This window comes from Francisella opportunistica (assembly GCF_003347135.1).
Classification (GTDB): domain Bacteria; phylum Pseudomonadota; class Gammaproteobacteria; order Francisellales; family Francisellaceae; genus Francisella; species Francisella opportunistica.
On the sequence record NZ_CP022377.1, the window covers coordinates 864,507 to 890,832 of the forward strand.

Below are 26,326 nucleotides of genomic sequence, written 5' to 3' on the forward strand. Positions count from 1 at the left end.
AGTCAAGATGGTGTAACTGTAGTTGCTAGTGAAGATATAAAGATCTAGCTTTTAATTATCATATTCTAGCTGTTGTGGTGAAATATTACAAATATCTGCAAAAGTATAGTTTTCTAACCTAGCTATAAAATCATTACTAGCTTGGGTTAATATAAATTTGAGTTTACAGTTTGGTATTAGCGGGCATGTAATTGTATCTTTATTAAAACATTCTACAATATTCATTGGTTCTAATTTTCTTATAATTTCAGATAATTTGATACTATAAGTAGCGCGAGAAATTGATATACCTCCAAATCTACCTTTATATGATTTTATATAATTTAAGTTTGATAATTTATTTATAATTTTTGTAGCATGATTTAATTTTATATTTAATATATTAACGAGGTCTTTTGTTTTGTATTTTTGAGAAGGGTTTGACCCCAAGATTATTAAAATCCTTAATGAATAATCAGTAAAAGAGGTCAAGTTCATATAAATATTTTTTTAAAATTTATTGTTAAAGTATAAAATAAATTTGTATCTATTATAATATGCATATATAATGCATATTATAATTTTAAGTTTGGAGATCAATTATGCTAAGCCAAAAAAATATAGACACAATAAAAACAACAATTCCTATATTAGAACAAAATGGTGTTGTCTTAACAAAATACTTTTATAAGAGAATGTTTTCACATAATCCAGAAGTTAAAAAATTTTTTAATCTTTCAAGACAACAAAATTCTTCACAGCCTGAGGCTTTAGCTGCAGCAATTTTAGCTTACGCAAAAAATATTGATAATCTTGAAGTACTTGGTCAAGCAATTGAGTTAATAGCTCAAAAACATGCATCTCTGCAAATTAAAGCAGAACATTATCCTATTGTTGGAACTAATCTAATAGAGTCAATTAAGGAAGTATTGAGTTTATCTGATAGTGATGATGTTATTATAGCTTGGACAGAGGCCTATAATTTATTAGCAGAAATTTTGATTAATCGTGAAAAAGATATTTATAAAGAAAATTTAGAAAATTATGGTTGGGATAATTTCAAAGAGCTTGAGTTAGTTAAAAAAGAGAATGAAAGCGTAAACGCATATTCTTTTTATTTAAAAAATAGTTCTTTTGATAAATTTGATTTTAGACCTGGTCAATATATAACAGTACGATTTCCATATAATGGAACAACAACTATGAGAAATTACAGTATTTCATCTGCGACAGGTGAAGATTATCTAAGAATTACCGTAAAAAAAGAACACCAAGGTTATGTATCTCAATATTTATCTGATGAGATTAAAGTTGGTGATAAAATTGAAGTAGCCCCTCCATGTGGAGAGTTCTTCTTAGAAACAAATCAAAATCTAGACAAGCCATTAGTTTTAATCTCAGCTGGTATTGGCATTACACCTCTAATGAGTATGCTGCTATCAGAATTAAAAACAACCAATCAAAGAAAAATACTTTTTGTTTGTGGTAAAAAAAGTAAGAAAGAACATCCTTTTGCAGATTTATTAGAGAAATTGTCAAAGGAAAATCCAAGGCTAGAAACTATTTTTTTCTATGAAAATATCGCAGGAACTAATGCAAAGCAAGGTTTAGTTTGCCTAGAGACAGTTTATGAGTATCTTAAAGATGATAAAAATAATTCACAATATTTTTTCTGTGGCCCACAAGATTTTATGCTTTCTATACATGAAAAATTATTAAAAAATGGAATTAATGAAAAAGATATTCATTTTGAGTTTTTTGGTTCTAAAGCTGCTTAAATCTTTAGATAGTTACAGGTAGTTTTCCCATAATCTTTTTATCTCCAAAAATATTTTCTAATGCAGCTTGAATATTAATTTTTAGTGATGTCTTTGTATAATTAGTCTGATCCATAGAGGTTGCACCATAGATACAAATATAATTTTTTATATTATCAATATAGTTGATATCATAAGGAGCAAGTGCTGCGATATTTATAGTTTGCTTCGGTTTTATAGAAGTTAGATAGCTAAATTTGTTGCTATACTCACGTAGATTTGCTGAAACTAGTAAAATTACATCAGCATTTTTAATGCTGTTTTCAATATTTTCATTATTAATATTTTCGCAGCTAATATTAGTGTTTGAGTTATTATTTATTACTACTTTTTGCAATTCATTACAAAAGTCTGCTAAACGTTGATTGTCTGTATCGATAATTAAGATATTTTGTAGCTCACTAAGTTTACATGGAATAATCCCTGAATTTCTAACTACAGTTGTACTTTGTTTAGCTAACTCTAAAGCTACTTTTTGATGCTCATAAGAGTTAACTATTTGATCAGCTAGTTTAAGCTGCTCATTTTCAGATAATGTAAATATCAAATTTTGATCAAGTTTATGTTGTTTTTTAAAGCTGATAATATTGTCATAAGCCTTATCAACTGCTATAGCGAATTTGGCATTTCTAATATACTCTTTTTCTAGCTTACTGAAAAAATCTTCTAATTTATAAATATCTTTTTCTGACCATACCCGAACTGGCATAAGTACAATATCTACACCAGCCAATATTGCTAATTTTGCAGCTTCAATAGTTCCAAAATGTTTAGCTATAGCATGCATATCCATAGCATCTGAAACTACTAATCCTTTAAAATCAATGTGTTGTTTTAGAATCTCTGTAATTATTTTATAAGATAGTGTAGCTGGCACGTAAATATTTTCGCCAGTTGATATTGATTTGTACTGAGTGTCATCTAAGGCTGGCACACTAATATGTGCAGTCATAACCATACTATAGTTATTAGCGAGTTTTCTAAAAGGTAATAATTCTGTAGTTTCTAAATCATTAAGGCTTTTAGCTAATATTACATTACCTAAATGACTATCTATCGCGGTATCACCATGACCGGGGAAATGTTTGACGCAAGCTATAATTTTAGCATCACGATAGCCAGCTATAGCATTTTTCGCATATTCAGTAACTACTTCTGGATTATCAGAGTATGACCTAACGCCAATAATAGGATTGTTTTTATTTGAATTAACATCAATTACCGGAGCAAAGTTGGTGTTTATGCCTAAATAATACAGCTCATCACCAATTAGCTTAGCTATAGTGTAAGCATTATTAGGATTATTTGTCGCTGCTAACGCCATATTACCACAACCACTAGTACCTTGCTGAAGACGATTCACTCGACCGCCTTCTTGGTCAGTAGCGAAAAATAATGGAGTAGAGACATTTGCTTGTAGCTCCCTCAATAAAGAGATGGTTTGTTGGTTACTTTGGATATTTTCCCTGAAGAGAATAAAACCACTTAGATTATAATCTTTAAAAATTTTGTTAATTGTTTGATTTGTTTTTATAAATGGGATAGGCTTATTATTCGAATCTTCATCCCAATAGCGAAAATCCATCATTATAAGTTGGCCTAGTTTTTTTCTAATAGACATTATAAATTTAAAAGATATTGCTAATATGAGAACTAATATAGCATAGATAGTTTATTTTTGTTTACATTCCCCAGCCATGGCTGACTATAATTTTTTGACCTGTCAATGCATTTGACTTAAATCCAGCTAAGAAAATAGCTGTATCTGCAATATCTTGGACAGTAGTAAACTCACCATCAACTGTACCACCAAGCATAACGTTTTTTACAACTTCTTCTTCAGAAATATTTAGCTCTTTAGCTTGTTCTGGAATTTGTTTTTCTACTAGTGGAGTTAATACAAAACCTGGGCAAATTAAGTTTGATGAAATATTATTTTCTGCACCTTCTTTAGCGAGTGCTCGGACAAAACCTAATTGAGCATGTTTTGCAGCAACATAAGCCGCCTTATTTTTTGATGCTAAAACTGAATGAACAGAACCAACAATGATAACTCTTCCACCAGTTTTTAGTTCAATCATATGTCTCATAGCTGATTGAGTTACTAATAAAGTACCAGTCATATGGATATCAAACAATTTTCTCCATGCTGCAACACTAAAATCAACAATAGGTGAGATTATCTGAATACCTGCGTTATTAATAACTGTATCAATACGACCAAATTTTTTGACAGTTTCATTTACCCCAGCTTTTACTTGCTCTTCATTTGTGACATCCATTTGTACAGCTAGGGTTTCTACCGCATATTTAGCTGCTAAATCTTTTGCCACAGCTTGTGATTTGTCTAAGTCTAAATCAGCAATTACAACTTTTGCACCTTGATTTGCAAACTCTGTAGCCATTCCTAAACCAAGACCAGATGCAGCCCCTGTGATTAAGGTAACTTTATTTTTTACAGACATTTAAATTCTCCTTGAAATATTTTATTTAAGATAATCAAATACCACTTCACCAAAACCAAGTGTCACATCTGCGATAAAATGAGAGCCTTTGACAATTTCTATAACTGGTAAATGATGTAGTGCAGCTTGAACATGATTGAATACTTGTAAATCAACAGGACCAGTCCAAGCACCTTTGACAGTTACATCTTTGACATGATATTTGACAAGTTGACAAATACTGACATCTTTACCATTAACATGAGGGATTGTTTTAAGCAAGAAGTTTGGTGTTTCTTCTAAAGCTTTTTTAATAGCTTGTTTATCAAGCTCTTGATACTTATAACCCATAGTACCAAATGCGACATCTACACTATTATATTTAACTGTACCTAATAATGTATCTGAATCTACAGTTAGAGTAGGGTGAGCATATTTTTTTGGAAAACCCCAAATCTCACGACCTGCGGCAATAGATGGTAAATTGTCTAACAACATTATATGCGAATATAAGCCTTTTTGAATTTCATATTCAACCTCGATAAGTTGTCCAGCTTCATTAAAGCTGCCAAAACCATTAGCATCATGCATTTTCATAAATTCAAATTTCACCAGACCGGTTGGCTTAAGCGGTTCAGGAACATATTTTTTTAGAACTTCGATATCAGCAATGTAATCAATTATAAAATATTCTCTATTTGTAAATTTATATGCAATTCTATTTGCTGTAGGTGATACTAGTGGCATCGAAAAAACATTTTTCTTAACATCTTTTATCTTCATTTTTTCTCCAAAATGATTTTACTTTCATATTACATTATATGTTGTAAATTATTTTTTAGTAATAAACAAAAATAAGATACTACAATGAAGAAGCAATTTATTAGCGATTATTTATATTTTTTGTAATATCTAAGATAGAATAAATTTTGAATATGTATTATATTGATATTTAAAACTATTAGCTATTGTTAAGTTGTGATATACGTACCGATTATGGGGCAGCTCTAGTTTATATCATTATAAATTTAGTAAATTTTAAAGGTGAATTTGTTGTAATTTAAAAATGTTTTAAAAAATAATAGAGCTTGCAGATGAATAAAACTCAAAGCCAAATATTAACTTTTTTGGATGATAAAAAATATGTCAGTGGTGAGAGTATTGCTCAAAAATTAGGCATATCTAGAGCGGCTGTTTCAAAGAATATAAAAGCACTTAAAGATAATTATCAAATAAATGTTTATTCCAATCCGAAGGTTGGCTATCTACTAGAAGAAAAACTAGATTTAATAAAAGTAGATGAATTAACTAAAGTATTTGAAAATGTAAATTACTTTTACTCTATAAATTCGACATCAAAATACGCTATTGAGCACCAAAATAATTTTTGTAATAATGAGATTTTTATCTCAGAATTTCAAACAGATGGATTTGGGCGTTTTAACCGAAAATGGGTTTCACCATTTGGTAAAAATATTTATTGCACTTTGCTTGAAGTGATTGAACTAGATATATCAAAACTAAATGGATTATCTTTGGTTGTTGCGATGAGCATAGCTAAAATACTAAAAAGACTTGACTTAGATGCTAAATTAAAATGGCCAAATGATATTTTTATCAATGATAAAAAAATAGCTGGAGTAATTATAAATATCTCAGCAGAGGTAAATGATAGAGCTAAGTTATTTATAGGTTGTGGTATAAATGTCAATATGCAATATAATCAAGAAATCTCTAAAAAATGGACTTCAATAAAGCTAGAATCTCAAAAACATGCTAATAGGACTAATTTACTTATACAGCTAATAAAAGCTATCAGAAAGGATTTAACTATCTTTATTCAAGAGGGTTTTTGTTATTTTAAACAAGAGTTTGAAAAATTCAATTATCTAAAAAATAAACAGTTTTCATTAAAGTTAGCTGATAAAAATTTTGATAATTGCAAATATCTAGGTTTATCTCAGCGTGGAGAGATAATTATTGAAAATCAACAAGGAAGTCAATCATTTTCATCAGGAGATATCAGCATATTAGCTAATTCTATAAAATCTAAATAGTCAGCTTTTTGTGCTATTTTTACACTACATTTATAATTTGATAATTCTTGTATAGTTTTTATTTGTTCATCTATAAATTCAATGTTTTGGTTACTACAATTAGCTATCCAAGCAGCTAGTTTAATATTGTGTCTATTAAGCTCATTAATTGTCAGTAGCATATGATTAATACAACCAACTTTGATAGCTGATACAAGTATTACTGGTATTTGAAGTGCCTTTATCAAATCAAGTTGAGTTAATTGATTTGAATATGGAGTTAGTAGCCCACCAGCACCTTCAATAAGAATAATATCTAGATTATAGTTATATTTATCCTCGATAAACTGCTTAAGCTTTGCGATAGAAATATCTACACCAGTTTTTGCCGCGATTATGTGAGGAGCAACAGCTTGTTCAAACGATATTAGATTTATTTCTTGAGGTGAGAATTTGTTATTATAAGCTTTTAAGATGTTTTCTACATCTTCACAAATATTTGAAAAGCGACTTTTACCAGATGCTACAGGCTTCAAGCAAAGTGACTGGATATTTTGTGATTCATAGGCTTTGATAAGCTTAGTTGAAATGTATGTTTTTCCTACTTCTGTATCTGTACCAATAATAAAAAATTTTTTCATAAATTATTCCTTAAAACAGATAAATATGCCGACATGATAGCTAAGGTTAAACTGGCTTGGATTTAAGCAGAGTTTTTTTATACTTTTATAATTCTGCTTATTTTTGTCACCAATATAAGTATTAACACCAGTAGATTTTAAATGCTTGGCTAACTCGCGAAAATTGTTAAAATTAATATCTAAATACAAATCTTGCTGATATAAACATTTTAGCTTAGCCTTTTTGATAAAATCTAAAATATCATTGATATTGTGCATTTTATTTATTCTTAAAATATCTTTTATTTGATGGAAGTTATTATCAAGGACAATACTAAATGCAAGAATGGCACGATTATTTAATTTGTTTGAGATATTTTTAATTAGTAGTTCAAGATTTTGGCTCCATTGAAATGACATATTTGAAAAGACTAAGTCATAATTACCACTAATCAGCTCCAAATCTTTATCAAAATTAAGCTTAAAAGTATTTATGTTATCGATATTAGCTGAGTTTTTAGGTAATACGATATCACAAACATCAATTTTATTAGCGCAAAAAATTTTACTTAACTCTAATGGTTCAGAAAAATCGCGCACGCCCAAATTTAGAATTGTATCAGTATGGTTATAATTAACTAACTTTGAGTGATTAATTGTTTGTACTAAAAGTAACTGGCGAACCTGATTTTGGACCGTAGAATTTTTAGAGTATCCATAAGCTTTTGAAAAGTTACTTTTAACTTGATCATATATATTCATGATGAACCTCTTTTGAGATAATTTCTAAAGCTTGTTTTATCTGCTCAAAAGTATTATTACTGTGAAGTGAAAATCTTAATATTGCCTGATTTTTAGCAACAGTAGGGTATCTAAAACAGGATACTACTATTTTCTTTTCATAGAGTTTATTTTTTAGTTGTATTGCTAAATTAGCATCATTTATAGATATGCTTCTAATAGCAGAGAAATCTTTAGATACTAGTTTAAGGTTTTTTACGTCACATAAGTCATTAAAAAGTTCGATATTCTCGTAGAGTTTAGTTCTATTAATATCAGCGTTAGCTAGATTTTCTAATTGTAAAATCGCTGCTTTTAAGATTAGTGGTGGTAGTGCCGTGGTATAAATATAGTTTCGAGCAAACTGGATTAAATACTCAGCAATTGTCTGTGTAGTACAGACTACAGCACCAACTCCGCCAAATGCTTTACCTAAGGGAAAAACACTAATAGGACAGCTTTTATAACTTAATTGATATTTATTAATAGCACCTCTACCATTTTTACCCAAAACACCAAAACTATGTGCTTCATCAACTATTAGTTTATCAGTAGTAATTCTTGTTAGTTTATCTAATTGAGTAATTGTTCCAGAAGTACTAAAGACCCCCTCTGTAATTATAAAACTTTTATCATCATAAATATCTTTTAGCTGATTTAATTGCTGATGCTTATATCTTCTGAGTTTAGCTTGTGAAAGTTTGATACCATCAAGGATAGAAGCATGGATATACTTATCAGCAAAGATTGTATCGTATTTACTAAACAAAGTTGCATAAATAGCTAAGTTTGCCATAAAACCTGAGCTAAAAAATATAGCCCTAGGATAGTTAACAAATTTTGCAAATTCTTGCTCAAATTGTTGAGTTTCATCGGTATAGCCGCAGACGATATTAGATCCTTTACTACCGAAACCATATTTATCAAATCCAGTCATTATTGCTTGCTTTAGATTATTAGCTGTAGATAAGTTAAGGTAATCACTAGTCGTAAAATCTATAATAGAGTCATCTTTTACAAAAGGAGTTAACTCTCTTAATAAATTATCTTTTTGATATTGGATATATTTATCTTGTAAATTTAGCATAATTCAGTATTAGATTCTAAGCCAAGTTTAGCCAATAAAAAGTTATCAGAGTTAACCGTAGCATTATTTTCTGTAAGTAACTTATTACCATAAAATATTGAGTTGATACCAGCAAGGAAACAAAGTGTTTGAGTTTCCATAGACATATTTTCTCTACCAGCAGATAGCCTTAGGCGAGCTTGTGGAAAGAGTATCCTTGTAGTAGCGATAAATCTGACTAGCTCAAAACTATCGATCTGAGCCTGAGCGTACTTATCTCCTAAAGGTGTACCTTTGACAGGTATTAGAGTATTAATAGGAATACTTTTTGGTGGTGAAGGTAGTTGTAATAACTCTAGTAATAAATTAAATCTATCATCTAAAGATTCCCCCATACCTAAGATGCCACCACAACAGACATTTATATCAGCATTGGCAACATTTCTTATAGTTTCAATTCTTTCATCAAATTTACGTGTGGTAATTATTTCGGGATAAAATTCTCTTGAAGTATCTAGATTATGATTATAATAATCTAGCCCAGCCTTTTTTAGTTTAGTTGCTTCATCAGCATTGATACTGCCTAAAGTTACACATGTTTCTAAACCAAGTTTTTTTACCGCTGTAATAATTTCAGCAACTTTATCTAAATCTTTTTTAGGAATATTTTTCCAAGCTGCACCCATACAAAATCTTTTTGAACCACTATTTTTAGCTTGCCTTGCTTCAGCTATAATAGTTTCAGTATCAAGCAGTTTATGCTTTTCAATATTAGTATTATAATGACCACTTTGAGGGCAGTATTTACAATCTTCAGGACATGCGCCAGTTTTGATACTCTTTAATGAACAAAGTTCTATATCATTACCAAAATTTTTATTATGGGTTTCTAAAGCTTTTAGAATTAGTTCTGTTAATGGTCTAGTATAAATTTCTTTGATTTGTTGTAAACTCATTTTTATTTTTTAGGTGTATTTTGTAGTTGTAAAGTATTCTATAACTTGTATACAATTTATGTCAACTTAAAACTAGCAAATAGGTTTACAATGAAATATAGTACAAATATTTGGCACCCATGCACGCAAATGAAAGATTTTGAAAAAGTTCCACCATTGCACATTGTTAAAACCGAAGGTAATTATTTATATACTCAAGCTGGTCACAAAATTTTTGATGCTATATCTAGTTGGTGGTGTAAATCATTAGGGCATCGTCATCCATATATCATAGATAATTTAAAGCAACAGTTGGATAAATTTGAGCATACTATCTTTGCTAATACAACTAATGATGAAGTTGAGCGTTTTAGCAAAAGAATATGCAAATTAACAGCAATGGATAAAACCTTATATGCTGCTGATGGTTCATCTGCAGTTGAAATTGCTCTAAAGATGACTATACATCTAAGACAGTTACGTAAACAATCAGATAAAATAAACTTTGCATCTCTTGAAAACTCTTATCATGGTGAAACTTTGGCAACTATGAGTGTTAGTGACTGTGGACTGTACTCTGAGCCATATAAGGTGTTATTATTTGATAGCTTAAAACTAAAGAATATCCCTTATGTTACTGGCAAGAGTGATCCTTTATGGTTAAACGCTGAGAATCATTGGATAAAATCAAAAAAATATCTTGAGCAGCATAAGGAGTCTATAAATGCTCTAATAGTTGAGCCCATCTGTCAAGGTGCAGGTGGTATGTTATTGTATAGTAAAGATTATCTAAACAAATTATGCAATTGGTGCAGAGATAATGATATCTACATTATTTTTGATGAGATAATGACTGGAGTAGGGCGATTGGGTAAATTATTTGCCTTAGATTATTTAGATATTAATCCTGATTTTTTATGTATTTCAAAAGGCATAACATCTGGAGTGATACCTTTTAGTGTTACTCTAACAAAAAATAACTACTATGATATGTTTTATAACGATAAAGTATCAGAGGCATTTTTACATTCGCATACTCATAGTGGTAATGTCTTAGGTGTAGTCGCAGCAAATAGCGTTTTAGATGTATTTGAACAACAAAACATTTTAGCTAATGTTACAACATTAGAATCGTATATGTTAGCAGCATTTTTAGAAATAAATAATCAAATTAATATTTTTAAGAATATTCGTAACCTTGGTGGAATAATTGCCACTGATTTGAATGTCACAAAAAATAGATTTGGCTTTGATGTCTATAAAGAAGCTATACAGTTAGGAGTATTGCTTAGACCGTTAGGTAATACAATCTATTGGTTACCTCCACTTAATAGCACATTAGAAGATATTGATTCACTCAAGCAAGTTACCAAACAGGCTATTATAAATGCTCTTAAAAAAATTTAGTAAAAATTATTTCTTTTTATTATTAAAGTATTCTCTATCAGCTATATATATCGTTTTATTCGCTTTTGCATAAATATTATTATCAGTATCTTCATAGCAAACTGGTAGGCTAATCACAGACTTGTTTTTAGTTATCACATCTTGCTTTATCTTAGTGATAGTTTGTTGCGATAATAGAAATCTTGCATAGACATGTTTTGTAATTGGCTTAAGATAGTCGATATTTGCTGATAAGTCCCAGACAACATAACCATCTCCAAGAATATTACACAATTGTAATGGATAGATTGGATCTAGTGAGGAATATATCGCACCACCAAAGCCGGTACCATGATAATTTTTAGTATTCTCTGTCAGATTAAATTTCAAATGTACTTCAAGAAAATCATCTGATACAAAAACTATCTCGCCACCAGTTACTACAAAAGCAGGTAATTCGTTAAATCTTTTAATAAGTTGTTCTGATCGTTCACCAGCCTTTTTATTTGTTTTAAAAATTGGAGTCATAACCTTACTAGTATTGTTATCTTTTATTAATAAATTCAATCACCTTATCTAAAGCAATTTGAGGATTTGGTAACGGACTAATACCAAGTATCCCCATAAAACCATGGAACATCTCATCATCATAATGTGTTTCAACTAAAGTTCCTTGTTGTTTTAGCTTTTCTTCATAAGCATAGATACCATCTATTAAGATATCATGAGTAGCTGCTACAATTAAAGTGTCAGGCTGTTTTGTGTTTTCATAGAACAGTGGAGATACAGTAGGTTGTCTAAGTTTTTTAGGTTCTGACATAATATCCTCACTTATATAGGCTTTGAGGAATAATTCACACCATTGCGTAGTTAGATGATACTTGTGTTCATCAAATTTGTTATTACTATTATATTTAGTATACATATCAACAGCAGGGTAAACCAAAATTTGTGCTTTAGGTATATTTTGTTGGCGTTCATGACAGATTATAGTTACAAGATTGCCTCCAGCACTATCGCCCATAACAAAAATATTTTCAGCTGCTATATTAAAATTGTTGGTATTTTGATATAACCAGTCATAAGCATATAAAGCATGCTCAACTGCTGCTGGATATTTCTGCTCAGGAGCTAAACCATACTCTAGTGAGAAGATATTAAAATTACCTTGATCGCATAGATACCTACAGACATGATCATAAGTATTTATCGAACCTAAACACCAACCTCCACCGTGGATAAAAAGTACCGCTTTATCACTAGCTTTCTTAGGTTGATAATGCCTTAAGATTGTATTATTCTCTAGTTTGATATCTTCTTCGATAATATCAGGGCGTGGTAAACGCTTAATCTGTTCGACAGAAAGGTTAGTAAAAAATTCACGCTGCTCAGTTAAATCAAGGTTTTTTATTTTTCTGATTTCAGGGGTATCTAATAATGCTGCTAAACTTGGATGATATGGCATTGTATTTCCTATTAAATTTTATGTACTCTTATAATTTCAATATCTAATTTTTCTAACTTTCGCGAAAGTTCTCTTGTAGCACGATCTAAGGTTGCTAGATTACTATCTTTGGCTAAACCTAAAACGGATGGTTTGCGTGAGTGACCAACCAATGCTTTTAGATCTAGTCTTTGTTTTATTTTAACTATATTTTCTAATAAGTAATTAGCTGTATCTGCTTTTTTGCCAAAACCAAAGCCAACATCAAAGAAAATATTTTCTTTTGCCACTCCTTGATTTAGAAGTACAAGTTGCTTTTGCTCTATATATTCACAAACGCTATCTATAGCATTGTCTTTGGCAAGGTATTGACCTCTAGCTGCGATACCTAAATTATGAGTTATAACATATTTTTTATTGTATTTAGTAATTAATTGGGCTTTTTGCTCAATATCGTTACATTCAACATCATTTATCATCCAGATAATATCATGATGCTTTGCGAGAATTTGGTGCATTACAGCTAGCTTGCGTGTATCAATGCTAACTAATGGTTTATAAGTTAAATTTGTAAGTTGTGATTTGAGATATTCTAAGAATTTATCTAATTTATCAAATTCTTCTCCAATCATTATAGGTTTAGCACCAGGTTTAGTTGATTCAGCACCGATATCAATAATCTCAGCGCCATTTTTTATAAGCTCATCAAGTTTTAATTTACGCTGATCATCATCAAAAACACCATCTGAAAAAGATTGATTTGACAGATTAACAATACCCATACGCATTGTATTTGCAAGAGTTTGCTTAAGTTTTACTATCTCCCCCAGTTCTTTTAACCTTATATTAAGATCCCATTCGACATATTTAGGATGATGCCAGCCTTTAGATAATTCTAATAAAGGCGCTAAAGCAAAATTCCGATTAATTAACTCTTTATGTGGAATTGTAAGCTTATCTGTTTCTAGAATTAAATCTTCAGCGGCGAGAATATCCAAATCAATTACCCGAGGTGACCATATAGGAGCATCAAGATCTCTACCTATTTTTGTTTCTATATCTTTTAAAACTACTAAAAGCTCTTCAGGCTTTAGTGAAGAGCTAATTTTCACAGCGGTATTTAAAAATCTAATATCCCATTCTTTGGGAGCGCCTTCCTTAAGAACAGCCTTACTACTATATAAGCTTGCTTTTCTTATAATTCTTATATTTTGCTGTGAGGCTAGTGCAGCTATCGCTAGATGGATATTTTCAAGTACAAAACCAATATTTGTTCCAATTCCTATAATATATTGCACATTAATTCCTAATAATAAAAGAAGCAGAACATATCTGTGAAACTGGGGGCTTTTTGATAATTTTCAAGTATTTGATAGTTATATCACTATAGTTTTTTTCAATAAATAGATAAATTTGTTTAGCTAAGTATTCTATAAGATTACAGCTAATACCATCACAAAATTGCTGGATATTATTTCTTAGAGTATAGTAACAAATAGTTTCTTCAAGATTATCACTATTACTAGCAATATAATCTTGATTAAATTCTAGCTCTAAATCGAGAGTAATCTTTTGTTTATAAGCTCTTTCTTGTTCTGAGCAGCCTAAACTTACATATATCTCAACACCACTTAAAAATAAAGATTGTTTCATTTTGTAGATAAATTTACAGGTAAATTTTTATATTTAAGATATTATATCAGTAAATACTTAGATAATTAATTGCTATAAAAATGAAACAGCTTAGTGAGTTTTTAGCAAATATTAAAAATTATGGTAAAAATAATTATATTTTCTTTGAGAATAGAAGATATAACTATGCTGAAATTCTCCAAAGCTCATATCGCTTAGCAAGAGTTTTAGAATCTTATCAATATAGAAAAATATATTCAAATCTCAAAAATTCACCATTATCAGTTAGCCTATACATAGCTAGTTGGATAGCTGATATAGATCTATTTGTACCGATCAATCCAAGATTAGTAACTAATGAGTTAGCAGCAATAGTAGAAGATGATAGTTTATTTATAACTGATAAAATTTGTGATTTACAAATTAAGACACTATATATCGAAAATGAGTTAGATTTCTTTGATAAACTTGCTCAAACAGAAGACTTTACAATATATGCTAAAGCTCTGACAGCACATGTAAGCTCAGGCACGACAGGATTTTATCAAAAACATCTTCATAATATTGAGCAAATTATTAAATACGCTAAAAATAGAGTCACTGATTTAGGTCTCAAACAAGATGATCATCTGCTGGTAGCATTATCGATAAACCATGCTTTTGCTTTTTCTTATCAAATTCTACCAGCGTTAGCTATGGGGTTAGATATAACGATTATGCGTGAATTTGAAGCTAAATTAGTGGCAAAAATTATTAATCAAGCTGATGTAACAGCTCTAGCATTGCTACCAACGATGTATTATTTTCTAATAGAGCAAGATATTAGTAACAAAAATAATTTACGCTATCTAAGTGTTGCTGGAGATGTAGCAAACCCAAGTTTAGCAACAGCTGTAAAAGAGAAATTAGGCCTACCATTATTAAATGGTATAGGTATGACAGAAGTTTTTGGTTATGGTCAAAATATCTCAGCTAGTGCTACTACTAACATAGTTAAAATCTTTGCAGATACCCAAGTAAGAATAGCTAAGTTTACAAATGTCAATTACGGTAAGATTTTTATCAAAAATAATATGTTACCTTTAAATAACCAGACACCATGGTTAGAAACTGGTGATATCGGTAGTTTTGATAGCCAACGCTATGAGCTTAGTTTTTATGGTCGTTGTAAAGATATAATTATCAAAGGTGGCTCAAATATCTCACCGCTTGAGTTAGAAACTGCAATTTTAAAAATAGCTGGTATCAACGACTGTATTGTCACCTCTAAGCACGATAAAATATGGGGAGAGACAATTTGGGCATATCTAGTCACACCAAAGCAGTATTGTTTAGATTTTATAAATAACCAACTAAGTAAATACTTAGCTGAATATAAAAAATTAGATGGTATTGTCTATATTGATAAAATTCCATTAACAGTAACAGGTAAAACTGATAGAAAGAAATTAAAAGAAATGATTAACCATGAGTAGTTATCAATTACCACAATTTGCAATCTTTGAAGATACTTTGACCAAACAGCAAAATTATTATTTCTATAATCCTATTGCGGAGGTTGTAGCTAATGATAAAGAATCACTAGAGTTAGCTTTTTATGAGTTAGAAAAATTTCAACAACAGGGATTATTTTTAGCCGGGTTTATAAGCTACGAAGCTAGCTATTACCTTACTGATAATCTTCGACATTTACGCAATGCTGCTACTGAAAAGTTACTTCATTTCGTTGCTTTTAAGAATTTTTGTAATGAGATACCAAGTTATCCCCATTCAGATAAAAATATAGATTTAATGATAGATAGTCTTAGTTTTGCAGATTATCAAAAAAGTTTTACAGAGGTCCAACAAGCGCTTATTAACGGTGAAAGTTATCAAATTAATTTAACTAAAAATATTATAGCTACTACTAGATTTAGTAGTCAAGAACTCTACACTAAGCTCAAACAGCAACAATCAGTTAAATATGCAGCATATCTACCATTTCTAAACCCTGATATAATATCGATTTCACCCGAACTTTTCTTTAAGAAAAATGCTGATGATTTAATTGTAAAACCAATGAAAGGCACCGCTAAATTAACAGGTGATGTTTCAAAGGATTTAGAAATATATCAACAATTAGCATTATGTGAGAAAAATAGAGCAGAGAATCTAATAATTGTAGATCTATTACGCAATGATTTATCAGCTATAGCAAAAACGCATAGTGTTAAGGTGGATAAGCTTTTTTCAATAGAAAAATACAAAACTCTATTGCAAATGACTTCACAGATAGCTGCAAAAATTGATAAACAGATATCTTTTAGAAAAATTTTAGATGGGCTGTTCCCATGTGGCTCAATCACAGGTGCACCTAAAAAAAGAACTCTTGAGTTGATAAAACGAATTGAAAAAGATAAAAGGGGAGTTTATACCGGAACTATTGGCTATATCTTGCCGAACAATGATATGTGTTTTAATGTTGCTATTCGCACCATACAGAAATATCAAAATAGCTTACAAATTGGTGTTGGTGGTGGTATCACAGTATATTCAGATCTGCAATCAGAATGGCAAGAAATGAATACAAAAATAAATTTTATTCGTCAGATATATCAGCCAGATTTTTGTTTAATTGAAAGCCTTTATTATCATAATCAATTTAGGGATTTAGAACTGCATTTAGAGCGTCTTGAGAACTCAGCTAGGCAGTTATTTTTTGATATTGATATCCAAAAGGTTAGCAGTCAATTACAACACTATGCACAACAATTAGCTAGAGATAAAGAATATAAAATCCGTGTTGAATATCATTATGATAAATCTATAACTATTGAACACACTCAAATTGATACCACTAAGCAACAGCTTATTAAGCTAGTAGTTTGCCCTGAGAAAACAAATTCAGCTAATAAATTATTTCAACATAAAACCACGCATAACTCGACACGAGGTTTTTATACTAAAATGCACAAAAAATATATTAATCAAGACAAGAATTGCGAGCTTATTTTTTTAAATGAGAAAAATAATATTACTGAAACGAGATTTTATAATATCATTATCGAAAAAGATAATAAACTCTACACTCCGCAATTAGATGATGGCGTCTTGGCAGGTGTAGCGAGGAAATCTTTAATTCAACAAGCTAAACTTCAAGCAAAAAGCCTAACTTTAGATGATTTGAAAACTGCTGATAAAGTATATCTTATCAATAGTGTCCGAGGCTTGATACCTGCATATTTGGAGATTTAAATGGTTTTATATATTGATCATTATGATTCATTTAGCAACACTATTGTTGATTATATAACTTATCTTGGCTATCAAGTATCTGTAATAAAAACCGATCAACAAATAAAGAATATTGAGCAATTTCAACATATTATCATTGGACCAGGTCCAGGGCATCCAGATGAACTAAAAGATAAATATCCAATTATCGAGTATTGTCAACAAAATAATTTACCTTTATTAGGAATCTGCTTAGGTCATCAGCTTATTGCTCAATATTATGGTTCAAAAATAATAAAAGCTAAACAAATCTATCATGGTAAACTTTGTCAAATTAAACAGTTACAATTATCAATATTATATAAAAATCATCCACTAAAATTTGCTGTAACACGCTATCACTCACTAATTGTTGATGAGATTAAAGATCCCTTGGTGACTTTGGCATTAACTAGTGATAATGAGATTATGGCTTTTGCTCATCAAAGCGCAAAGATTTTTGGCGTTCAATATCATCCAGAAGCTTATTTAACAGAATATGGCTTAGCAACATTAAAGAATTTTTTAAATCTTTAATTATATTCTTTGTATTTTTATATAAAAAACTCAAAATGTTAGTAATAGCTAATAAAACTAAAAACAATCTATAAGCTAATTTATAACCTACTAGGCATAAAAGTAGTACATTCTGTCATCATGAACTCGTTTCAGGATCTCAATAAAATCAATACTTATAGTGAAATGCTGAAATAAATTCAGCATGGCATTTTTATATGTAGTTAGCTGTATAGCTCATAAAAGTAAAAAATGTAATTTATCAAAGTCTCATGGATATAAGCTGATAAAGGGTTAATGTGTGAGATTTACAGAATTACAACTTATTGCTTTTTCACTCATGAAAGTTAATACACCTATTCCCCAACTATTGTTTAAATTTGAATCAATCGTACTTTTAACTTGATATAATAAGAGAAAATAAGTCATGGTAGTGCTTGATGAGTAAAGTTATTGATAGAACTTCTAGGTCAATTAATAAATCAAATTCAATAATCTCATTTGAAACAACTGGTGGAGGTGGTTGGGAGAAGTGGGACAGATATCTGTGTATAGAAGGGAAAAAGGCTTTTCATATAGGAAACATATGCGGGACATGCCAATTTTTCTTTGAAAGGTTAGTTGGTGCAAATGGTAGCAATCAAGGAGTATCTCCTAAAAATATAAGCAAAGCCTTTCAAAAAGGTCTAATGCACTTAGATAATGAGTTTATTTCAGATGTTTCACTAATCTTACCTAGTGGTGATTATGAAGTGTCCCTAATAGAAGTTAATCCAAAGTTTATTGAGTTAGGGAAGGAATCTGATTACTTCTCAAATGAACAAGTTGAAGTATGGGGGTTAGATAGATTTTGGGGCCTACCACATTATCCAAAAGTTAAATATTATCGAAGTTTAACTAAAGAAATGACGAATACCTCAAAGCTTTTTGAGTTTATAATTCCTACATTTCCAGTAAATTGGCTAGAAGAAGAAACAATAAAGAAGTATAAATCAATTATTTCTAACGGTAACAAGCCAACAGCTTTATGCTTGTCTGTTCTAGACATTAAAGAGCCAGCAGACTATGACGAAAATACCAATTACCCTCAACATTGGTGTTTAACACATTACATTGTAGATGGTCATCACAAGATATATTCAGCATCACAACTTAATAAGCCAATCACTGTACTTTCTTTTTTAGCCAAGAAAGAGTGTATTGCTGATGATAAAGATATTGAAGCGATATACAATCATTTATAAATAAACCAAGAGTTTCATGTTTAACAATGATCTGTGAATCTCACAAGTTAATGTTTATTTGAGATTAATTCAGCATCTAGAAGAACATAGGCCATTTGGCAAATATTATCTGATCTATTAGCCCAAGAATGGTTTGTTCCACGTTGAATAACAACATCTCCTGCTTTTAAAAAAACTTCTTCTTCATCTAGAATGAGATAGATCTCACCTGATAATACTATGCCAAAATCTATGGATTTTGTTGAATGCATAAAAGGATGGTTTGCTTCATAATCAAGTTTAACTCCTACCTGCTTTTCAAATTTTTCAAGTTCTTCTTTAGAAAAGTTACGAACTGTATCAATCAGTTTATGTTCTGGTGGATAATCTACTATTCTAAACATAGATCCATTTTTCTGAGGTGAGGTTGATACATAAACATCTTTAGTGGGATCTTCTTCACGCTGAAGGTTAATTTTTACAGGCATTTCATTAGTAACCCACAGATTATGAAATTTGAGGTTTGAGTCTATATTTGCAAGTGGAATTTGTACATTTGAAACTGTGGAATCTTCCATAATATAAGACTTGCCTTGTTGGTTAGTTGAAGTGATAATCCTTCTTACCATTGTTGCTACTCCTTTTTATAGTAGTAATGCATTTTGCATATTATCATAACTTCTGCTATATAATTTAAATTTTAATTAATTTATAAAAAATAATTTAAATTTTCTTTATATTAAAAATTATAGAGTTAAATAAAAATTAACTATTGCCAGTTTCTAACAATAAGTCAGAAAAATAAAGCTAATGCTTGTAATAAATTTTACAGAAGTTGATTACTCCAAAAAAGCTTATCATTTAATACAAAATAATAATTAGTAGAGTGATGATTTGAATAGACTTATAAAGACTGTTGATTTAATATTTGTTCAAACCTAAAAAACACGGTCATCTTCGTGCTTGACACGGAGATCTCTATACTATTTAAGAGATTCCCACCTGCGTGATAATGACAATAAGATATTAATTCAATAGCCTTTTTTATATATATTCAAGTTATATCATCGAAACCTTGATGTATAGAACCTTATTGAAAAACATTTTGATAAGTAGTTATTGATGTAGTTGAAGTACTTAATCGAATTTTTGATTTTAGTATGTTTTATCTATAATCTTCCTCAAACTTAAAGAAATTTATTAGCTTTCTAGAAAGGAACTGGATATTTTCTTCTGATTTTTTCAATATCTGCTAAAACCTCATCAGATAACTCTAAGTCGATAGCAGCGATATTTGTTTTTAATTGCTTCATAGTTGTAGCGCCAATTATACTACAGCTCATATATGCCTTTCTAACTGTGAAAGCTATAGCCATCTGGCAAATATCAAGATTATGTTTTTTAGCAACATTAATATATTCTGTAACGGCATCCTCATTAGTAGCAAATCTAAAAGCATAGCGATCTTCTTGACCATTGAGAACCTCAGCAGACATTCTTGTTCCAGCAGGGCGAGCACCATTAAGATATTTACCTGTTATGATCCCTTGTTCAAGTGGTGACCATGCTAAATAAGAGATTTCTTCTAAAGCGCAAGTTTCCATTATATCTGTCTCATCTCTACGGCGATTGAGATTGTACTCATGTTGAATACTCTCAATGCGCGGTAGATTATATTTTTCTGCAAGTTTAACAAATTGATTGATACCCCAAGCGGAGTCATTTGATAAACCTATATGTTTGATTTTGCCTGCATTAACTAGCTCACCACATGTAACGAGAATCTCATGGATATTATCAACTATAAGTTGTTTATTTTGCTGACCAACTAGAGGCTCAAAATCCCACCAATTATCAAAATGATAATGAGGTCTATTTGTCGGCCAATGGAATTGGTAGAGATCAATATAATCAGTTTGTAAACGCTTTAGGCTATTATTGACAGCATCAATAATATTAGCTTTATTAGTTATAGGATTTTTCTCATTTCTAGACCATGGCATTGGAGAAAATTTAGTTGCTAAAATAACTTCGTTACGCTTTTGTCTTGCTTTAAACCAATTACCAATTATTTCTTCAGTTTTACCATATGTTTTAGCAGTAGGAGGGATAGCATACATCTCGGCAGTATCCCAGAAATTAACTCCTTGGGCAAGAGCATAATCCATTTGTTCAAAACCTTCAGCTTGAGTATTTTGTTTACCCCAAGTCATAGTACCAAGGCATATTCTACTAATATCAATATTAGTCTTACCTAATTTAGTGTATTTCATAAATTACTCTAAAAGATTGATTTTGTCATGATTATAGCAAATAACTTCTTAATATCATAATAGCTACAACAACTATTAATTTTTATGAATTAGTATCTTAGTAGATACTATAAATTTATTGATTTAGTCACTAAACTTGATTGGTATTTGATTTGGAAATTATAGTCTACTAGGCATAAAAGTAGTACATTCTGTCATCAACTATGTTGCTAATTTATTTATAAAATCTTCAAATCTCTTTTTAGATCTCTAATTTTAGCATTAGCAATGACTATAATTTTTCTCATAACAGCTACAAGGGCTACCATCTTCTTTTTACCCTTTTCAACAAGGTCTCTATAAAATATTCCAAGTTTACCTTTACTTCTAGCAGCAGTTAATGCTGACATAAATAATATAGGTTTTAAATCAGCTCTACCGCCGTAAGTCTTTCTATAGCCAACTTTCTTGCCACTTTCATACGGATATGGAGCTACTCCTGCTAAAGAAGCCACTTGTTTACGGTTTAAGTTTCCTAACTCAGGCATCAAAGCAAGTAAAGATGTGGCTGTAGCATTTCCTAGACCAGTAACCTCTTTAACTAATAGATCTCTAGCTTTTGCTAAGTATTGGCAATCATCGACTAACTCATTTATAAGGCTTTCTATAATCATAATTTCTTGTTTATAGAACTCTATCATTCTTTGGTGAGAATCTTTTGTATATTTTTGGTCTGGTGCTTGATATCTATTTTTTTCAGCTGTTAACTGTTTTTTAATATCTTGTTTTCTAAGAATATATTTTATAAGCTTTTGCATTTTATCATCATTAGGTTGATAAAATTCTAGGTCACGGTGTCTTTCATACCCATACTTAGCTAGTCCAAAAGCATCAATATTATCTGATTTACCTAATTGACCTGTAGAGCGAATAAAATGTTTAACTATTCTAGTATTAGCTCTGTGAACAACTATATTTTTAGTTATTAAATATTCAAGTAAAGCTTTTTCATAGCCTCCGGTAGTTTCAACAACTACAAAAGATTTATCCTTGAGTATAGGATGATCTGATAAAAGTTCATCAAAGCCAGTTAAGTTATTAAGGTATTTAAAAGTCTTTTTCTTACCATGAATTGCTACTACAAAATCATTCTTTGATATATCAATACCGATGAAATTATGATACATTTTAAATATCTCCTTAGTATGTTTACAAATATTTGCGATTGTAAGCGGTCGTTAAAACCAAGCAACTATACAAACGTATTAAGGAGATAACCCAAGTACCTTGATGACAACGATTGTTTAAATCTATCCTGAACCGGTCGCTTGGGTTATAATCAAAACTATTAAAATAGTCTTGATTTAACTCCTTGGTAAACACATTATACTAAGAATTTAACTTACAATCCTGAACTAGTTTCAGGATCCAATAAAATCAATACTTATAGTGAGATGCTGAAATAAATTCAGCATGACATTTTTATATGTAGTTAGCTGTATTTAGTTTGAGATTTAATACTTAAATACTCCGATTTTGTTTGATATATTCTTGAGCCATTTTTCATCAACTTAAGAAATGTTTGTACATCTTTGTCTTCTACAGCTTTTTTCATAGATGAGCGAGCGTCTTTGATAGATTGCCATTCAATAATATCAACCCATTGATTAGGATTATTTGTATTTTGAGTTAAAGTTCTTTTTATAAAGCCGGTTGATGCTTGTAAATCTTGTGTTACTTTATTTGATGCTTGAAATACTTCTTGAGCAGTAATATTTTTAGCAGTTTCAAATGAGACAATTTCTAAAATAGGCTGAAGATTATTTTTTTCATTGGCACTAGAAGTATCTAAAAATATAAATAAAAAAGCGATTGCCATACTAAAAATAATTGTAATTTTAAAAAAGATATCTTTAAAAAACATAATTTTTCTTTAACATTAGTTAAATAATTTTTAATATTATATCTCTTTGTTGAATCTTATAACAACTATTTTGTATAAAATTCTCGTAACAAGGGTAATCAGTTGTGACCCTACTACTAGTAATTTGTTAATTAAATTGATGATAGATAAATTCTTATAATTCCTAAATACTCATGAATTATAATTTGCGTTATATAGAAGTTATAAGCATTTGGAAGTATTTTTATATTTGGGACAAACTTTGATGATGCTATGCTAATCGTATTTATAGCAAATTTATCAAAAATAATTTTTGCTCTTTTATAATGGATTCCTCCGGTAACTAAACAGTAAGTATCTTTATCATCTGCTAAGATTTTCTTAATAAACTCGGCATTCTGATAAGTGTTTTTAGATTTTTTCTCGAGGATGATTTTTGATTTTGGTATACCTAATTTATATAACACTGTAGCATAAATTTCAGCTTCTGATAATTTTTCACCACAAGGAGTTCCACCGCTTATAATAATTTGTTGTGGGTATTGGTTATATAATTCTGCAACCTTAAGTATCCGATCATAGGCACTCAAAGCTGGTTCTAATTTACCAAAAGCTTGATTTATACCAGCTCCTAAGAGAATAATTCCTTTGGTGTTTGCACAAGCTTTGACATCGGTGGGTTCTGATTTAAGCGGTAGTGCTAAAATGGTTCCTAAGACACCATTACCTATAAGATAATAAATAATCGTTAGCGCTACAATAAAATGCCTCAAATAGCCTTTTGAAAATATACAAGCAATAATCAAGGCGATCAAAAACAAACATCCAATATCTAATAAACTACTCATTTTAACATCATTTCTATTTAGCAAAAAAACCACCAACCATTTGTGTATATGTTTGAGAATCTTGATTATTGACTCCTCTGAATGAAACACAAGCGTGCTTAGCCTTAATCTTTATACTCACATCCTCTGTCGCTAAAATAAATTTTAAAGTCTCAAATATTTGTGCGGTCATTCGCTCTTGAATTTGCGGGCGTCTGGCAAAGAAATCACAAATGCTATTAATACGACACAGCCCAATAATAGTATTATCTTTAGGAATAAAAGAAACTTCAGCAGTGCCTTCAAATGGTACAAAATGATGCTCACAAAATGACATAATAGTTATATTTTTCTGAGTTAGAACCCCACTATAATTAAACTGATTCTCATATAAAGCACAGGCAGGAAAATTAGCATAATCAAGACCATTAAATATTTCTTGAGAAAACATTCTTGCCACTCTAAAAGGAGTTTTTGCAAATTCATGTGTTTGTAAGCCAAGAGCGTCTAAGATTTGTCGATATGCTTTGGCTATTGTGGCTATTTTGGTATCATTATCAAGCTTAAATTCTCTGGGTTGCTCTAGACCTAGTTTGATAAGATGTTGCTGGACACTTTTACCTAATTTAGAGCAGTATTTATCTTTCATTATTAAAATCGCGCTGTAACTAAGTTGCTACGCTGTATTATATTATTTAATAAATCATCTTTATAGAGTAAATGCCAGTTATTAGTGTTAATATAGCTAGGTTTATAAATACAGGAAACAAAATATTCATGCAATTTTCAGATTTAGGTTTAAATCCTTCAATATGTAGTGCTTTAGTTAAAAAAGGTTACACAAGCCCAACAGCAATCCAAACAAAAGCTATACCTACTATTTTGCAGGGTAGTGATGTTATGGCATCAGCGCAAACAGGGACGGGAAAAACCGCAGCTTTTACGCTACCAATTATTCAAAATCTTTTAGATCAGCCAAAAGCACAAGCAAATAAAATTAAAGTTTTAGTTTTAACTCCAACAAGAGAGTTGGCTGCGCAAATCCAAGAGCAAGTCAGTTTATATGCTGAAAATACGCATATTCGTTATACAGTAGTATTTGGCGGTGTAAGTATCAATCCTCAAATGATGAAGTTACGTAAAGGTGTGGAAATATTAATAGCCACTCCAGGTAGATTACTTGATTTATATAGTCAAAATGCAATTAGGTTTGATAGCTTAAATACTTTAGTTCTTGATGAAGCAGATAAAATGCTAGATATGGGTTTTATTAATGATTTAAAAAAGATTCATAATCTTTTACCTAAAAAAATCCAAACACTAATGTTTTCGGCAACATTTTCACCAGAGATAAAAAATTTAGCTAATGAATTTCTTAATGATCCGCAATTTATCTCGGTAGATGCTGTAAATACTGCTGTGAAAAAAATAATCCAAAAAATCTATACTTTAGATAAATCTAACAAAATAAATGCTTTGATTGCGCTGATTAGGCAACAAAACTTGCATCAAGTACTAGTTTTCTCGCGTACTAAAAATGGCGCAAATAAAATTTCAGAAAAGTTAAATAATGCTGGTATTAGCAGTAGTGCTATTCATGGTAACAAAAGCCAAACTGCGCGTACCAAAGCCTTAGCAGATTTTAAAGCTAAACAAATAAATGTCCTAGTTGCTACAGATATAGCAGCTCGTGGAATTGATATTGTTCAACTACCATGCGTGATAAATCTTGACTTACCAAATGTCGCTGAAGATTATGTCCATAGAATAGGTAGGACAGCTAGAGCAGGACAAGATGGTTTAGCAATTTCTCTAGTTAGTGCTGATGAGGTAACATCATTATCAAATATCGAACATCTAATAGGACATTTGTTACCTCGTGAAGAGCTTGAAGGCTTTGAAGTTCAACATAATGTACCTATAACTAGCATGACTCGAAAAACCAAAGCTAATAAAATAGATGAAGTAAAAATTATTGCAGCTAAAAGAGCAAATAAAGCTAATAATAAAAAGCCTGCTAATCATAATAAAGATTTTGCTAAAAAAATTAGAGTAAAAATTCAAGCGAATAAAAGTGTTAGAAAACCAAAAGCTAAAGATTAACAAACAATTAAGTTGCCTTTGAAAAAAGTCTAGAAATTCATCATAGAATATTTAGAGCATAAAAACAATTAGAAATAGACACTAAGAATTATATTTTATATTTTATAAATT

26 protein-coding genes are annotated in these 26,326 nt (G+C 30.3%); 8 read left to right on the forward strand and 18 right to left on the reverse strand.

The window, feature by feature from the left end; all coding sequences use genetic code 11:
* Positions 1-51: 51 nt before the first annotated feature.
* On the reverse strand, positions 52-477 hold the full coding sequence (locus tag CGC45_RS04265) for an Rrf2 family transcriptional regulator (protein ID WP_071629113.1): 426 nt from the start codon (positions 475-477) through the stop codon (positions 52-54).
* Between the two features lie 104 nt (positions 478-581).
* Between CGC45_RS04265 and hmpA the strand changes: the two genes are divergently transcribed.
* Positions 582-1,757: an NO-inducible flavohemoprotein gene (gene hmpA / locus CGC45_RS04270; protein ID WP_071629114.1), complete on the forward strand. Its 1,176-nt coding sequence runs from the start codon at positions 582-584 to the stop codon at positions 1,755-1,757.
* Positions 1,758-1,761: 4 nt separating this feature from the next.
* Here hmpA and CGC45_RS04275 read toward each other — a convergent pair whose 3' ends face one another.
* From CGC45_RS04275 to CGC45_RS04285, 3 genes are all read right to left on the reverse strand, one after another.
* On the reverse strand, positions 1,762-3,417 hold the full coding sequence (locus tag CGC45_RS04275; RefSeq protein ID WP_071629115.1) for a glycoside hydrolase family 3 protein: 1,656 nt from the start codon (positions 3,415-3,417) through the stop codon (positions 1,762-1,764).
* 61 nt (positions 3,418-3,478) lie between these two features.
* Positions 3,479-4,261 (reverse strand): 3-hydroxybutyrate dehydrogenase, encoded by a 783-nt coding sequence (locus CGC45_RS04280; RefSeq protein ID WP_071629116.1) that lies wholly within the window; start codon positions 4,259-4,261, stop codon positions 3,479-3,481.
* 21 nt (positions 4,262-4,282) lie between these two features.
* Positions 4,283-5,023 carry an acetoacetate decarboxylase gene (locus CGC45_RS04285; RefSeq protein WP_071629117.1) on the reverse strand — a complete coding sequence of 247 codons (741 nt, stop codon included), beginning with the start codon at positions 5,021-5,023 and terminating at the stop codon, positions 4,283-4,285.
* Between the two features lie 311 nt (positions 5,024-5,334).
* On the opposite strand from CGC45_RS04285, the gene CGC45_RS04290 reads away from it, so the two are divergent.
* Positions 5,335-6,297, forward strand: coding sequence for a biotin--[acetyl-CoA-carboxylase] ligase (locus CGC45_RS04290; RefSeq protein WP_071629118.1), 963 nt, complete (start codon positions 5,335-5,337; stop codon positions 6,295-6,297).
* Here CGC45_RS04290 and bioD read toward each other — a convergent pair.
* The 4 genes from bioD to bioB are packed head-to-tail and all read right to left on the reverse strand — an operon-like array spanning position 6,240 to position 9,698.
* Entirely contained in the window at positions 6,240-6,917 is a 678-nt protein-coding gene (gene bioD / locus CGC45_RS04295; RefSeq protein WP_071629119.1) for a dethiobiotin synthase, read from the reverse strand. The two genes, CGC45_RS04290 and bioD, sit on opposite strands and share 58 nt — an antisense overlap.
* Before the next feature lie 3 nt (positions 6,918-6,920).
* Positions 6,921-7,658, reverse strand: a complete 738-nt coding sequence (locus CGC45_RS04300) for a methyltransferase domain-containing protein (protein WP_071629120.1) — start codon at positions 7,656-7,658, stop codon at positions 6,921-6,923.
* Positions 7,645-8,763 carry an aminotransferase class I/II-fold pyridoxal phosphate-dependent enzyme gene (locus CGC45_RS04305; protein ID WP_071629121.1) on the reverse strand — a complete coding sequence of 373 codons (1,119 nt, stop codon included), beginning with the start codon at positions 8,761-8,763 and terminating at the stop codon, positions 7,645-7,647. Before CGC45_RS04305 ends, CGC45_RS04300 begins: the two co-directional genes overlap by 14 nt.
* Positions 8,757-9,698 carry a biotin synthase BioB gene (gene bioB, locus CGC45_RS04310; protein WP_071629122.1) on the reverse strand — a complete coding sequence of 314 codons (942 nt, stop codon included), beginning with the start codon at positions 9,696-9,698 and terminating at the stop codon, positions 8,757-8,759. Before bioB ends, CGC45_RS04305 begins: the two co-directional genes overlap by 7 nt.
* A gap of 90 nt (positions 9,699-9,788) precedes the next feature.
* Between bioB and bioA the strand changes: the two genes are divergently transcribed.
* Positions 9,789-11,084, forward strand: coding sequence for an adenosylmethionine--8-amino-7-oxononanoate transaminase (gene bioA / locus CGC45_RS04315; protein WP_071629123.1), 1,296 nt, complete (start codon positions 9,789-9,791; stop codon positions 11,082-11,084).
* 6 nt (positions 11,085-11,090) lie between these two features.
* Here the strand turns inward: bioA and CGC45_RS04320 are convergent, their stop codons facing one another.
* Genes CGC45_RS04320 through CGC45_RS04335 form a run of 4 tightly spaced genes read right to left on the reverse strand, consistent with a single transcriptional unit; the run spans position 11,091 to position 14,160 of the window.
* Positions 11,091-11,591, reverse strand: a complete 501-nt coding sequence (locus CGC45_RS04320) for a PaaI family thioesterase (protein WP_071629966.1) — start codon at positions 11,589-11,591, stop codon at positions 11,091-11,093.
* 16 nt (positions 11,592-11,607) lie between these two features.
* Positions 11,608-12,528 (reverse strand): pimeloyl-ACP methyl ester esterase BioJ, encoded by a 921-nt coding sequence (gene bioJ / locus CGC45_RS04325; protein ID WP_071629124.1) that lies wholly within the window; start codon positions 12,526-12,528, stop codon positions 11,608-11,610.
* An 11-nt stretch (positions 12,529-12,539) separates the two neighbouring features.
* A complete protein-coding gene (gene folK, locus CGC45_RS04330; protein ID WP_071629125.1) occupies positions 12,540-13,805 on the reverse strand; it encodes a 2-amino-4-hydroxy-6-hydroxymethyldihydropteridine diphosphokinase in 1,266 nt (421 codons plus the stop codon).
* A gap of 1 nt (position 13,806) precedes the next feature.
* Positions 13,807-14,160: a dihydroneopterin aldolase gene (locus CGC45_RS04335; RefSeq protein ID WP_071629126.1), complete on the reverse strand. Its 354-nt coding sequence runs from the start codon at positions 14,158-14,160 to the stop codon at positions 13,807-13,809.
* Between the two features lie 80 nt (positions 14,161-14,240).
* Between CGC45_RS04335 and CGC45_RS04340 the strand changes: the two genes are divergently transcribed.
* The 4 genes from CGC45_RS04340 (at position 14,241) to CGC45_RS04355 (ending at position 19,151) form a co-directional block, all read left to right on the forward strand.
* Positions 14,241-15,614: a class I adenylate-forming enzyme family protein gene (locus CGC45_RS04340; RefSeq protein ID WP_071629127.1), complete on the forward strand. Its 1,374-nt coding sequence runs from the start codon at positions 14,241-14,243 to the stop codon at positions 15,612-15,614.
* A complete protein-coding gene (locus CGC45_RS04345) occupies positions 15,607-17,373 on the forward strand; it encodes a chorismate-binding protein (RefSeq protein WP_071629128.1) in 1,767 nt (588 codons plus the stop codon). Before CGC45_RS04340 ends, CGC45_RS04345 begins: the two co-directional genes overlap by 8 nt.
* Positions 17,374-17,928, forward strand: a complete 555-nt coding sequence (locus CGC45_RS04350; RefSeq protein ID WP_071629129.1) for an anthranilate synthase component II — start codon at positions 17,374-17,376, stop codon at positions 17,926-17,928.
* 419 nt (positions 17,929-18,347) lie between these two features.
* On the forward strand, positions 18,348-19,151 hold the full coding sequence (locus CGC45_RS04355) for a hypothetical protein (RefSeq protein ID WP_071629130.1): 804 nt from the start codon (positions 18,348-18,350) through the stop codon (positions 19,149-19,151).
* A gap of 47 nt (positions 19,152-19,198) precedes the next feature.
* On the opposite strand, the gene CGC45_RS04360 is transcribed toward CGC45_RS04355, so the two are convergent.
* The 6 genes from CGC45_RS04360 to folE all read right to left on the reverse strand — a co-directional run bounded on the left by CGC45_RS04360 (position 19,199) and on the right by folE (position 24,761).
* The gene (locus tag CGC45_RS04360; RefSeq protein WP_071629131.1) at positions 19,199-19,759 is read right to left on the reverse strand and encodes a cupin domain-containing protein; all 561 of its coding nucleotides are present in this window, start codon (positions 19,757-19,759) and stop codon (positions 19,199-19,201) included.
* Positions 19,760-20,338: 579 nt separating this feature from the next.
* Complete coding sequence (locus CGC45_RS04365) at positions 20,339-21,403, reverse strand: aldo/keto reductase (protein ID WP_071629132.1); 1,065 nt, start codon at positions 21,401-21,403, stop codon at positions 20,339-20,341.
* A 218-nt stretch (positions 21,404-21,621) separates the two neighbouring features.
* Positions 21,622-22,569 (reverse strand): IS110 family RNA-guided transposase, encoded by a 948-nt coding sequence (locus tag CGC45_RS04370; RefSeq protein ID WP_114702063.1) that lies wholly within the window; start codon positions 22,567-22,569, stop codon positions 21,622-21,624.
* A 305-nt stretch (positions 22,570-22,874) separates the two neighbouring features.
* Complete coding sequence (locus tag CGC45_RS04375; RefSeq protein ID WP_071629133.1) at positions 22,875-23,306, reverse strand: EbhA protein; 432 nt, start codon at positions 23,304-23,306, stop codon at positions 22,875-22,877.
* A 131-nt stretch (positions 23,307-23,437) separates the two neighbouring features.
* Positions 23,438-24,133 carry a YdcF family protein gene (locus tag CGC45_RS04380; protein ID WP_071629967.1) on the reverse strand — a complete coding sequence of 232 codons (696 nt, stop codon included), beginning with the start codon at positions 24,131-24,133 and terminating at the stop codon, positions 23,438-23,440.
* A 13-nt stretch (positions 24,134-24,146) separates the two neighbouring features.
* Positions 24,147-24,761 carry a GTP cyclohydrolase I FolE gene (folE, locus tag CGC45_RS04385; RefSeq protein ID WP_071629134.1) on the reverse strand — a complete coding sequence of 205 codons (615 nt, stop codon included), beginning with the start codon at positions 24,759-24,761 and terminating at the stop codon, positions 24,147-24,149.
* Positions 24,762-24,889: 128 nt separating this feature from the next.
* Here folE and CGC45_RS04390 point away from each other — a divergent pair, with 128 nt between their 5' ends.
* Positions 24,890-26,215, forward strand: a complete 1,326-nt coding sequence (locus CGC45_RS04390; RefSeq protein ID WP_071629968.1) for a DEAD/DEAH box helicase — start codon at positions 24,890-24,892, stop codon at positions 26,213-26,215.
* Positions 26,216-26,326 lie beyond the last annotated feature (111 nt).

What these genes read in the sequence shown, in the direction of transcription:
- bioA (WP_071629123.1), top strand. Translation starts at nt 9,789, where the DNA reads ATGAAATATAGTACAAATATTTGGCACCCATGCACGCAAATGAAAGAT.
- CGC45_RS04350 (WP_071629129.1), top strand. Translation starts at nt 17,374, where the DNA reads ATGGTTTTATATATTGATCATTATGATTCATTTAGCAACACTATTGTT.
- CGC45_RS04380 (WP_071629967.1), bottom strand. Translation starts at nt 24,133, where the DNA reads ATGAGTAGTTTATTAGATATTGGATGTTTGTTTTTGATCGCCTTGATT.
- folE (WP_071629134.1), bottom strand. Translation starts at nt 24,761, where the DNA reads ATGAAAGATAAATACTGCTCTAAATTAGGTAAAAGTGTCCAGCAACAT.
- CGC45_RS04290 (WP_071629118.1), top strand. Translation starts at nt 5,335, where the DNA reads ATGAATAAAACTCAAAGCCAAATATTAACTTTTTTGGATGATAAAAAA.
- CGC45_RS04300 (WP_071629120.1), bottom strand. Translation starts at nt 7,658, where the DNA reads ATGAATATATATGATCAAGTTAAAAGTAACTTTTCAAAAGCTTATGGA.
- CGC45_RS04275 (WP_071629115.1), bottom strand. Translation starts at nt 3,417, where the DNA reads ATGTCTATTAGAAAAAAACTAGGCCAACTTATAATGATGGATTTTCGC.
- bioD (WP_071629119.1), bottom strand. Translation starts at nt 6,917, where the DNA reads ATGAAAAAATTTTTTATTATTGGTACAGATACAGAAGTAGGAAAAACA.
- CGC45_RS04335 (WP_071629126.1), bottom strand. Translation starts at nt 14,160, where the DNA reads ATGAAACAATCTTTATTTTTAAGTGGTGTTGAGATATATGTAAGTTTA.
- bioJ (WP_071629124.1), bottom strand. Translation starts at nt 12,528, where the DNA reads ATGCCATATCATCCAAGTTTAGCAGCATTATTAGATACCCCTGAAATC.
- CGC45_RS04285 (WP_071629117.1), bottom strand. Translation starts at nt 5,023, where the DNA reads ATGAAGATAAAAGATGTTAAGAAAAATGTTTTTTCGATGCCACTAGTA.
- CGC45_RS04345 (WP_071629128.1), top strand. Translation starts at nt 15,607, where the DNA reads ATGAGTAGTTATCAATTACCACAATTTGCAATCTTTGAAGATACTTTG.
- CGC45_RS04280 (WP_071629116.1), bottom strand. Translation starts at nt 4,261, where the DNA reads ATGTCTGTAAAAAATAAAGTTACCTTAATCACAGGGGCTGCATCTGGT.
- CGC45_RS04365 (WP_071629132.1), bottom strand. Translation starts at nt 21,403, where the DNA reads ATGAAATACACTAAATTAGGTAAGACTAATATTGATATTAGTAGAATA.
- CGC45_RS04360 (WP_071629131.1), bottom strand. Translation starts at nt 19,759, where the DNA reads ATGGTAAGAAGGATTATCACTTCAACTAACCAACAAGGCAAGTCTTAT.
- CGC45_RS04305 (WP_071629121.1), bottom strand. Translation starts at nt 8,763, where the DNA reads ATGCTAAATTTACAAGATAAATATATCCAATATCAAAAAGATAATTTA.
- CGC45_RS04320 (WP_071629966.1), bottom strand. Translation starts at nt 11,591, where the DNA reads ATGACTCCAATTTTTAAAACAAATAAAAAGGCTGGTGAACGATCAGAA.
- CGC45_RS04370 (WP_114702063.1), bottom strand. Translation starts at nt 22,569, where the DNA reads ATGTATCATAATTTCATCGGTATTGATATATCAAAGAATGATTTTGTA.
- CGC45_RS04340 (WP_071629127.1), top strand. Translation starts at nt 14,241, where the DNA reads ATGAAACAGCTTAGTGAGTTTTTAGCAAATATTAAAAATTATGGTAAA.
- CGC45_RS04265 (WP_071629113.1), bottom strand. Translation starts at nt 477, where the DNA reads ATGAACTTGACCTCTTTTACTGATTATTCATTAAGGATTTTAATAATC.
- bioB (WP_071629122.1), bottom strand. Translation starts at nt 9,698, where the DNA reads ATGAGTTTACAACAAATCAAAGAAATTTATACTAGACCATTAACAGAA.
- CGC45_RS04390 (WP_071629968.1), top strand. Translation starts at nt 24,890, where the DNA reads ATGCAATTTTCAGATTTAGGTTTAAATCCTTCAATATGTAGTGCTTTA.
- CGC45_RS04355 (WP_071629130.1), top strand. Translation starts at nt 18,348, where the DNA reads ATGAGTAAAGTTATTGATAGAACTTCTAGGTCAATTAATAAATCAAAT.
- CGC45_RS04375 (WP_071629133.1), bottom strand. Translation starts at nt 23,306, where the DNA reads ATGTTTTTTAAAGATATCTTTTTTAAAATTACAATTATTTTTAGTATG.
- hmpA (WP_071629114.1), top strand. Translation starts at nt 582, where the DNA reads ATGCTAAGCCAAAAAAATATAGACACAATAAAAACAACAATTCCTATA.